The 8132-nt window shown below is 68.2% G+C and carries 9 protein-coding genes; 5 read left to right on the forward strand and 4 right to left on the reverse strand.

Going from position 1 to position 8132, the window contains the following annotated elements:
* Window positions 1-491: 491 nt before the first annotated feature.
* The 3 genes from EES43_RS15100 to EES43_RS15110 all read right to left on the reverse strand — a co-directional run bounded on the left by EES43_RS15100 (window position 492) and on the right by EES43_RS15110 (window position 3561).
* Window positions 492-917 carry a hypothetical protein gene (locus EES43_RS15100; RefSeq protein ID WP_124269213.1) on the reverse strand — a complete coding sequence of 142 codons (426 nt, stop codon included), beginning with the start codon at window positions 915-917 and terminating at the stop codon, window positions 492-494.
* A gap of 61 nt (window positions 918-978) precedes the next feature.
* A complete protein-coding gene (locus EES43_RS15105; protein ID WP_124269214.1) occupies window positions 979-2157 on the reverse strand; it encodes a serine hydrolase domain-containing protein in 1179 nt (392 codons plus the stop codon).
* Window positions 2158-2217: 60 nt separating this feature from the next.
* Entirely contained in the window at window positions 2218-3561 is a 1344-nt protein-coding gene (locus EES43_RS15110; RefSeq protein ID WP_124269215.1) for a transcriptional regulator, read from the reverse strand.
* A gap of 247 nt (window positions 3562-3808) precedes the next feature.
* On the opposite strand from EES43_RS15110, the gene EES43_RS31365 reads away from it, so the two are divergent.
* The 5 genes from EES43_RS31365 (at window position 3809) to EES43_RS15125 (ending at window position 6933) form a co-directional block, all read left to right on the forward strand.
* Window positions 3809-4249, forward strand: coding sequence for an ATP-binding protein (locus EES43_RS31365; protein ID WP_241192434.1), 441 nt, complete (start codon window positions 3809-3811; stop codon window positions 4247-4249).
* Complete coding sequence (locus tag EES43_RS31370; RefSeq protein WP_241192435.1) at window positions 4249-4569, forward strand: hypothetical protein; 321 nt, start codon at window positions 4249-4251, stop codon at window positions 4567-4569. Before EES43_RS31365 ends, EES43_RS31370 begins: the two co-directional genes overlap by 1 nt.
* Before the next feature lie 132 nt (window positions 4570-4701).
* Complete coding sequence (locus EES43_RS30650; protein WP_164493178.1) at window positions 4702-4869, forward strand: hypothetical protein; 168 nt, start codon at window positions 4702-4704, stop codon at window positions 4867-4869.
* 76 nt (window positions 4870-4945) lie between these two features.
* Window positions 4946-6142, forward strand: a complete 1197-nt coding sequence (locus EES43_RS15120) for a JmjC domain-containing protein (RefSeq protein ID WP_124269216.1) — start codon at window positions 4946-4948, stop codon at window positions 6140-6142.
* Window positions 6076-6933 carry an aldo/keto reductase gene (locus EES43_RS15125; protein ID WP_124269217.1) on the forward strand — a complete coding sequence of 286 codons (858 nt, stop codon included), beginning with the start codon at window positions 6076-6078 and terminating at the stop codon, window positions 6931-6933. The genes EES43_RS15120 and EES43_RS15125 overlap by 67 nt, the downstream gene beginning before the upstream one ends.
* On the opposite strand, the gene EES43_RS15130 is transcribed toward EES43_RS15125, so the two are convergent.
* On the reverse strand, window positions 6921-7778 hold the full coding sequence (locus tag EES43_RS15130) for a hypothetical protein (RefSeq protein ID WP_124269218.1): 858 nt from the start codon (window positions 7776-7778) through the stop codon (window positions 6921-6923). The two genes, EES43_RS15125 and EES43_RS15130, sit on opposite strands and share 13 nt — an antisense overlap.
* Window positions 7779-8132: the final 354 nt, after the last annotated feature.

The raw sequence follows: 8132 nt of genomic DNA on the forward strand, positions 1-8132 counted from the left end.
TGTTCGTACGGGGGTTCGACAGGGAGCGTATGCGTCCTGACCTGCGGCGGAGTGGTCATGCCCACTCCATCCGGACGGCTCCGGCCAGGGGCGAATGAGACCAGAACTGAGACCGTCTGACCATTGTTCACCCGCCTTCCGGGCCAGGTCGGTCCGGCCTCACATGATCACAAAATGTGGCTTCTAAGCTGCAGACTTTGATCTCGCCGGTCACGACCATGGAGATGAAACGCAATCTGTGGGAGGTGGCGAGTGCGCTGGTTCACCGTCCTGGCAGGCGCCATTGCTGCCACCGGGCTCACGACGTGCCTGGTCGTGCAGATCCGGAAGTTGATCACGGAGGTGGCTGAGGTCATCCGGTCGTGGCGTGAGGTCCGGAAGCTACTGAGACGCCGGTAGATCGGCCCGCTCGGCTGGTGACGGGCGGAGCCTGCGGGCAACGGGCGGAGCCTGCGGGCAACGCGGAGTCCGCATCGTCGAGCGGAACCGGATCAAGCGTCCGCTTGGATCCCGCTGCTGCGTACAGACGGTGTCGGGGACGACCTCCAGCCGCAGCCAGCCACCGCCTTCGTGCCCGTCGAGGCGTCCCAGCCGGTGGCGGGAGCGATGGAGAAGGAGATCTTCGACAGGGCCTTCTGCGCCCAGGACTGTAGGTAGGCGGCCGACTTCACCTCCACCCGGCACCCCTCGGGTGTACGGACGTCGACTGTGTCCCATTCGACACGTGTGCTGTCGACGGAGCCCAACGCGGTGTCGACGATGTACTCGGCCAGGACCCCGCGCATGGTGCTGTCCACCAGGTCCGAACAGGCCCACTGCCAGAAGTCACCCAGCGTCCCCACGGCATCGCTGCCGGCTCGCAGGGTATCGCTGCTGTTTCGCCTGCGAACGGTCAGCGGGCCGAATTGGACGTTCATGGATCCTCCAGCGACGACGAGGGGGCATCGGGGCCAGTGAGGGAATTACAGCGGCTTCGGTTCACAACATCCCCAGTGACCTGTGTACCGCGTCGGTCAGGGCCGCCGCCCGCATGTCGTCCGAGCCGTTGACAATGTGGTTCATGACGTAGCCGAAGGCAATGCTTTGTTCCGGGTCGGCGAAGCCGAGTGAGCCCCCGCGGCCCGTGTGACCGAAAGCAGATGCTCCAGTCATGGGAACGTCCTCGGTGGACAGCATGAATCCGGAGCTGAAGCGGCTTGGCACCACCATTACCTGGTCGCGTCCGTAAGCCTGCTCGTCGGTTGCCGAGGCCAACGTCTCCGGGGTGAGCAGGCGGACCCCGTCCACCTCGCCGATCAGCGCGGCGTACATGCGCGCCAGTGCGTGCGCGGTGCCGATGCCGTTGGAGGAGGGAAGTTCCGCGGCCTGGACCTTGGGGGAGTCGAAGTCGATGTTCGCCGGTTCGGTCACCGCGAAAGCCCTGTTGCTGAGCGAGTTCGGGTCGCGCCAGGCGGCGACGAGGTCACGGAGGTCTTCGGGGATCGACTCCTCGGGCACGGTGGTGAGGTCGACGTCAGGCTTCCGGTACACCATGCGGCTGACCCGGTCGCGTTCACCGACCGGCAGCCCGATGAAGAAGTCGAGCTCGAGCGGTGCGGCGATCTCCTCGGCGAAGAAGCGGCCTGGCGTACGGCCGGACACCCGGCGGATCACTTCGCCGACCAGCCAGCCCCAGGTCCTGCCGTGGTATCCGTGTGCTGTCCCCGGTGTCCACTGGGGGTGTTGGGCGGCCAGGGCTGCCGTCATGGGGTGCCAGGCCAGTGCCTCGTCCAGTGGCACCGGCTCGTCGAGGGCCACCAGGCCGGCCTGGTGGGACAGCAGCCGGCGCACCGGGATTTCCGCCTTGCCGTTGGCGGCGAACTCCGGCCAGTACTCGGCCACCGGGGCGTCCAGGTCCAGCGCACCGCGCTGGGCCAGCAGATGTGCCGCCGTGGCGGTCGCGCCCTTGGTCGCCGAGTAGACGAGTTGGAGGGTGTCCCGTTCCCACGGGCGGCCGGTGTTCGGGTCCGCTACTCCGGCCCACAGGTCCACCACGGGGCGGCCGTTCTGGTAGACGCAGACCGCTGCGCCGATGTCCTCGCGCCGGGCGAAGCTCGCCGCGAACGCCTCCCGTACCGGCTCGAACCCTGCCGCGACCTCACCGTTGATCACCGTCATGCCGTCCATCCTGGCACTCCCGGACGCTCGCTCCGGGGGCAAGTTCCTGAGCAGCGAAGATCAGGCCGCCACGGGCACCGCCTGGAGACGCTCGCGGAATTCCCGTACGGAGGGAACGGCCCGATGGGGTTCGAGCTGGGAGGAGAACTCCTTCAAGCGGTCCAGCGCCCGCACGGAGCTGACCTTGTCCTCCAGAAGCGCGGCACCGTAGTTCGCGGCGTCCAGCGCTCCGTTCAGATCGCCACCAGCCAACCGGGCCTCGGCCAGTCGACTGGAACGAACGGCCTTGTCCCGGGGCGCTGCCCGCTCGACGGAAGTCTCCAACGAACGCGTCGCTCGCTCCACCTGCCCCGCTCGGAGCAGCACCTTGCCCTCTGTCGATTTCACCTGCGCCTCGCCGAACCAGTCGAGCCAGTCCGGGGCGTCACCCGCCGTCTGGCGTTCCCAGAGCGCAGCGGCACGGTTGAGGGCTGTGCCGGCCCTTTGGTGATCGCCGTCGCGTGACAGGGCCTCGGCCTTGTGCAGGTAGAGGAAGCACTGAGCGGAGGGAGATAGTCTGCGGGGAGCGTTGTCGATGCCGGTCGAGATCAGGTCGACCCGCTCGGCCGTGCGTCCGGCTTCGGAGACGTGGACGCCCATCTCGGCCAGGATGAAGGCGCCGAAGGCGTCGTCCCCGCCGGTACGGGCGCTGCGCAGCGCCCCGATGTAGTACCGCTGGCCCGCGGACCGCATCCCTGCGTCGTACGCCATCCAGCCGGTCAGGTGCGAGGTCCGGGCTGCCAGCGCGTACAGGCGGACCCGGATGTCGTCCGTGTACCGGCCACCGCTGAGCAGGCCAGTGACCAGGGAAAGGTCACCTCGGGCCTGTTCCAGCAGCCGGGCCCCTCCCACCTGGTCATCAAGAGTGCGGAGGGTGCTGACACGCTGCTCGACCGTCGAGACCATCACGTCGGTGACGCGGTCGCCGTTGATCGCCGAGGCGAATGCGGAGGGTGCCTCGACCCAGCTCGACGCCAGCCCCGTCAGGGTCGCGCCGGTGATGGTGAGAAAGCCTCGTCGATCCAACCGTCCACTCCCCACGAGATCGGCCAGCGCCTCGACGGTGCCGGCTTCGGTCCAAGGTGCGGTGAGCCCCGTCACCTCCCAGACCGGAAGCCACCGAGGCCACCCCTCCGCCCGCGCCCGTTCGTATGGAACGGACAGCAGATCGCTGAGCACGCGCTGCGCGTCCGAGTCCGGTTCCTGCCCCTGCTCCCACTTCCAGACCGTCGTGCGGTTCGTCGCCAGAGGAATGCCGAGCAGCTTTCCGCGCGCCTGCATGAGGCGGGCGAACTCGGCCTTCCCCCATCCGCGCGACTGGCGGACGAAGGTCAAAGGATGGACAGCTAAGGACTCACCGGGCATGCCATCACTCCTGTCGAAGTCAACAGGGCGGTCGGGGAATGCATTCCACCCCTGGTGTACGAGGGTGGCGTCCCCTGGAGAAACCCCCCAGAAACGTTCCGCGGCCGAGGGGAGCGGCCGTTGACTGGACCTCAGTCGTCCTCGGGCTGGGCTCGCGCCCTCGCCCCTGGACGGACATCAGATCGACGGCTTCGCTCGCGATCCTGTCCTGGCGGAGCCGCCTTCCAACTCTATGGAGGCATCCACCATGTCCTCGCTCGCCACCCGTCTCGTCCTCGTGGGCAGGGAAGAGGAGGTCTCCTTCGCCCGGCGCTCGGTCGTGGAGCGGGTCCGAGCGTGGGGCTTTCTGGATGAGGAGACGACCGAGGTGATCCGCCTCATCATCTCCGAACTGGTCACCAACGCCGTGGTCCATGGCGAGGGACCTGTCACGATCACCGTTCTCGGAAGCCCTGGTGGTCTGCTGATCGACGTGCGGGACGGCAACCGTGACGCTCCCCGGACAGGGAGCTTCGGCACCAAGAACGAACGCGGCCGGGGCCTGGCGCTGGTGGACGCCCTTGCTGTGCGGTCCGGATGGGAGCCGCTCGGGCGTGGCAAGCGCGTCTGGGCCGAGGTCGCACTTCCAGGACTGAGATCGGTCGGTTCTCGGACGCCGTGTTTCCAGCCGCTTCGCCCGGCCGTCTGATGTATCCGCTTCGCCCGTCGCCTCTTCCCGACCCGGACGTCGCCTTTCGGCCCACCCGCCGAGACATCGATCCGAGCACGGGGGAGCCCACCGCCCACGCCCTGTGGGACCGCCACGAGTGGCATCCGTACGGCGAGTGCTGGCTGTGGTGCGGCCGGCAGAACGTCGAGGTGACGTGGATCGGCCCGGTCCGGTCCAGCGGAATGCATGCGTCCCTGTACGCCTGCCGGGCCTGCCTGTACGAGCGCGCCGGCCTGCACGAGCTTGATCAGCGGGTCCTGGACGCCAACATCTGCTGGGACGCCCGTACCGCCCACTGATGCCTGACGAGGTCTCCGAACCTCCGGCCGTCCGTCCCCTATGTCATCCGCATCCAGCACCAACAGGGGTGCGGCACCCAGCCTCCGCCGGAATGCCGGCGGGAGGAACCCAAGAGGAAGGAGAACAACGAGGTGGCAGAGAACACGACGCCGCCGTCGGCCCGGAGCGGCCTCCTGGTGGCGGTCGAGGAGCTGACCTCCGTCCACGACCGGTACGACAGCCTCCGGTCGGACAACGCCGGTAGCTCCGGCGACTCGCCGTGGCCCGGAGGCGACGGCAACCTGCACGACAGCGAGTAGCGGGTGGCGGTGGGGTCCGTGGTTCTGCCTGCGGACCCCACCGCTCCCTATCAACCGATCTCATGAGGAGGAAACGATGGAACACCGGTTGATCAGCGCCATCGAGACGGCGCTCGAATGGAACGGTGCGGGCGAACTCGGCAAGGACTTCGTACAGGGAAGCATTGACGATCCGGACCTGATCTCGCGCGTGCTCACCCCGAACCGCCTGCTCGACATCGTCATGCGCCGGAGCATGAACCGCCCGCAGTTCCGGGTCTTCCAGGAGAGCAAGGAAGTTCACCCGGCCGTCTACTTCACCGACAGCGTCAGCCCTCGGGGCCAGAGCATCCCCATGGTGAACATGCACAGCCTCGGCCGGCTGCTGGGGGAGGGGGCCACGGTGATCCTCGACCAGGCCAACGTCTTCGACCCGGCGATGGAAGTCGCCTGCCGGGCGCTCCAGTGGTGGTCGCACGAGCGCGTCCAGGTCAACGCGTATCTGACGACCAACGAGGCGTCGGGTTTCCCGCTGCACTGGGACGACCACGATGTGATGATCGTCCAGCTGGCAGGGGAGAAGGGCTGGGAGGTCCGGGGCACGTCTCGGTCCGTGCCTCTGTACCGGGACGCCGACCCCAACGACACCCCGAGCGAGGAGATCATCTGGTCAGGGGTCATGAAAGCCGGTGACGTGATGCACATCCCCCGTGGTCACTGGCACCAGGCGACCCGTAACGGCCACGGGTCGGGGAAGAGCCTCCACGTCACCTTCGGGATCACCAAGCGCACCGGCGCGAGCTGGCTGGCGTGGCTGGGCGACTGGTGCCGGGAGCAGGAGATTTTCCGTCACGACCTGGACCGTCGTGACGGAGCGGCGTTCCACGCCCTGACGGAGGCCGCTACCCAGCTGGTCGCCGAGCGTTCGCCGGCCGACTTTCTGGCCGCGCATGAGCAGGCGATGCCCCTTCCCCGACAGGTCCCCTTCCTGGACGTCTTCGGATCACTCGACGCCGTGGTGTGCACCACCCACTTCCCTCCGCGCATCGAGGAGAACGGCGAGACCGTCGACGTCCTGGCCTCGGGGAAGAAGCTGACCCTCCTGGCCAAGGCACTGCCCTCGCTCCGGCTGCTGCTGAGCGGAAGGCCCGTCCCACTGGCCCAGGTGGTCTCCGTCGTCGGGTCCGAAGCGGTGGAGGTCGCCGAGATCCTGGTGAAGGAGGAGTTGTGCGCGGTGCTCACCCCCGAGTTGTCCTCGGGCTACACCGGTCTCGTCACGAACGCCGTCTCCTGACCGGAGCGTTGGATCTCGGCGTCACCTCGATCGACACGAGCACCAACTACCTCGGCTTCCACTCGCATACCGTCCTGGCGCGGACGGCCAGCGATCTCCTGCCCAGGTTCACGGTCTCCACGAAGGTGGGCTACTTCCCCGGACGGGAGCGGGTGGAGCACTCTCTGGACCCCGTGCGGCTGTACGAGGCCGTGGAACACGCCGCTCGGGATCTCGGACGGGAGCCCGACCTGGTGTTCCTGCACAACCCGGAACACTCCCTCCGTGACCCCGTCGACCACGGCCGGGACGCACTGGCCCAGGCGTGCGCCGCGCTGGACGGCGCCACATCGAAGGGGCTGTGCGGCACCTGGGGAGTCTCCTCATGGGACCCGTCACCGCTGGTCGGCCTGGTCGATCCGACCGCGCCGAAGCCGTCGGTCCTCATGGCGCGCGCCGGGCTGGTGGTCGGAACCAGAACGCTCGACGCCGTCGAAGCCCTCGCGGCGGCCTGGGACCTTGACCGCAGTCGGTTGTGGGGCATGAGCCCCTTCGGCGGAAGCACGGGGGACCCGGTATGGGATCGGATCGACCCCCGGGTCTTCCTTCGGGGCGGTGACGGATTCTCCTGTGTACAGGCGGCCTTTCGGGCCTCGTACTGCCTTCCCCGTGTCGAGACCGTGGCCGTGGGTACGGACGATCCGGCTCATCTGGGTGAACTGCTCGACGCCCTGGCTGCCGAGCCCGATGAGCGGACGATCCACGAGTACCGCACCCTCCTCCGGGAGCGGTCGATGGGTCAGTCGGCCTGAAGCTCCGAGATGACCTGCCGTGCCCTGTGCCGGGAGGGTTCGATCCTGGGGTCATCCGGGTGGGCGTCCGGTCCGAGGATCTTGGCGCACACGAAGAGTGTCATCAGCTTGCCGTCCCGGCTCTCGAGGTCGTGCCGCCGTTCGTGCCGTACGCGGTCGGCCAGAGCGGGGACGGCGAGCGAGGCGGCCCAGAGGGTCGCGGAGTCGAGGCCCCGGGGGGCGTTTCCCCAGTCCTCCCAGTCGAAGAAAGAGAAGGCCGGCGCGCTCATGTTGGCCCAGTTCAGGTCGGCGTGGGCCGGAACCCATCGTTCAACGGTCGTGTCGGTCACCTCGGGGAACACGCCCCGGATTGACTCGCTGACCAGCTCCTGCGTGATCGTGACGGTGTCCGGAGTGGCCACGCGCCTGGTCGTGTTCCGCGCGAGCGCGTCCAGGGAATCCCCGAAGGCCCGCCACCACTCCTCGGACAGCGTCGGCTCCTCTGCCAGGACGGCGGTCCCGATCGGCGTACCGGGAAGAAGGTCGGTCTCGTCGGCCCGCCACATCACCGGCTCGTCCGCGTCCTGCCAGACCACGCACCCCCGCCACGCGGGCTGGGTAACGCCTTCCAACCGGGCAGCGCTCTCCGTACCGTTCCACCCCTGGTCCGTGATCCTGTCGAGCGAACGCCGCTCCACTCGTACCCAGGTACCTCGGTCCGTGCGGGCCCCCACGGACCGGCGCTTGCGCACTGCCGTGCCCGGGTCCAACCGGGTCTGAAGGGACCGCTCGACGCGGTCAAGAACCTTGTCGACCGGCTCGACTCGGAGGTCGACAGAGCGGACAGCGGAGACCGAGTGCGTCATGCGGGGACCGTAGCAGCGGGCCACGGTGTTACAGGGACATCTGAGCCAAGAGGGGCGAGCGGTTACCTGATGCCTGCGGCGTGATCCGGGTACAGCGACGACCTCCTTCGGATGTAGCGAAGGAGGCCGTCAGCGGTCGGTCTATCGGCGGGGACTGGGCCGCTTCGTCGGGCTCAACAGCGTCGCGGCGACGGGCTCGTTCTGGTGCACGACCATCGGCCTTGCAGCCCTGGTCGAGCGTGCCTGAGCGGCGAGGGCGCGGGTGCTGGGTGGTGGCCCCTTGACTGAGGTCCCGCAGCTGGCCACCCTGCGCGACTGAGACCACACACGTCGAAGGCCCCCGCAGCGAGCTGC

It is taken from the genome of Streptomyces sp. ADI96-02, assembly GCF_003846185.1.
GTDB lineage: Bacteria > Actinomycetota > Actinomycetes > Streptomycetales > Streptomycetaceae > Streptomyces.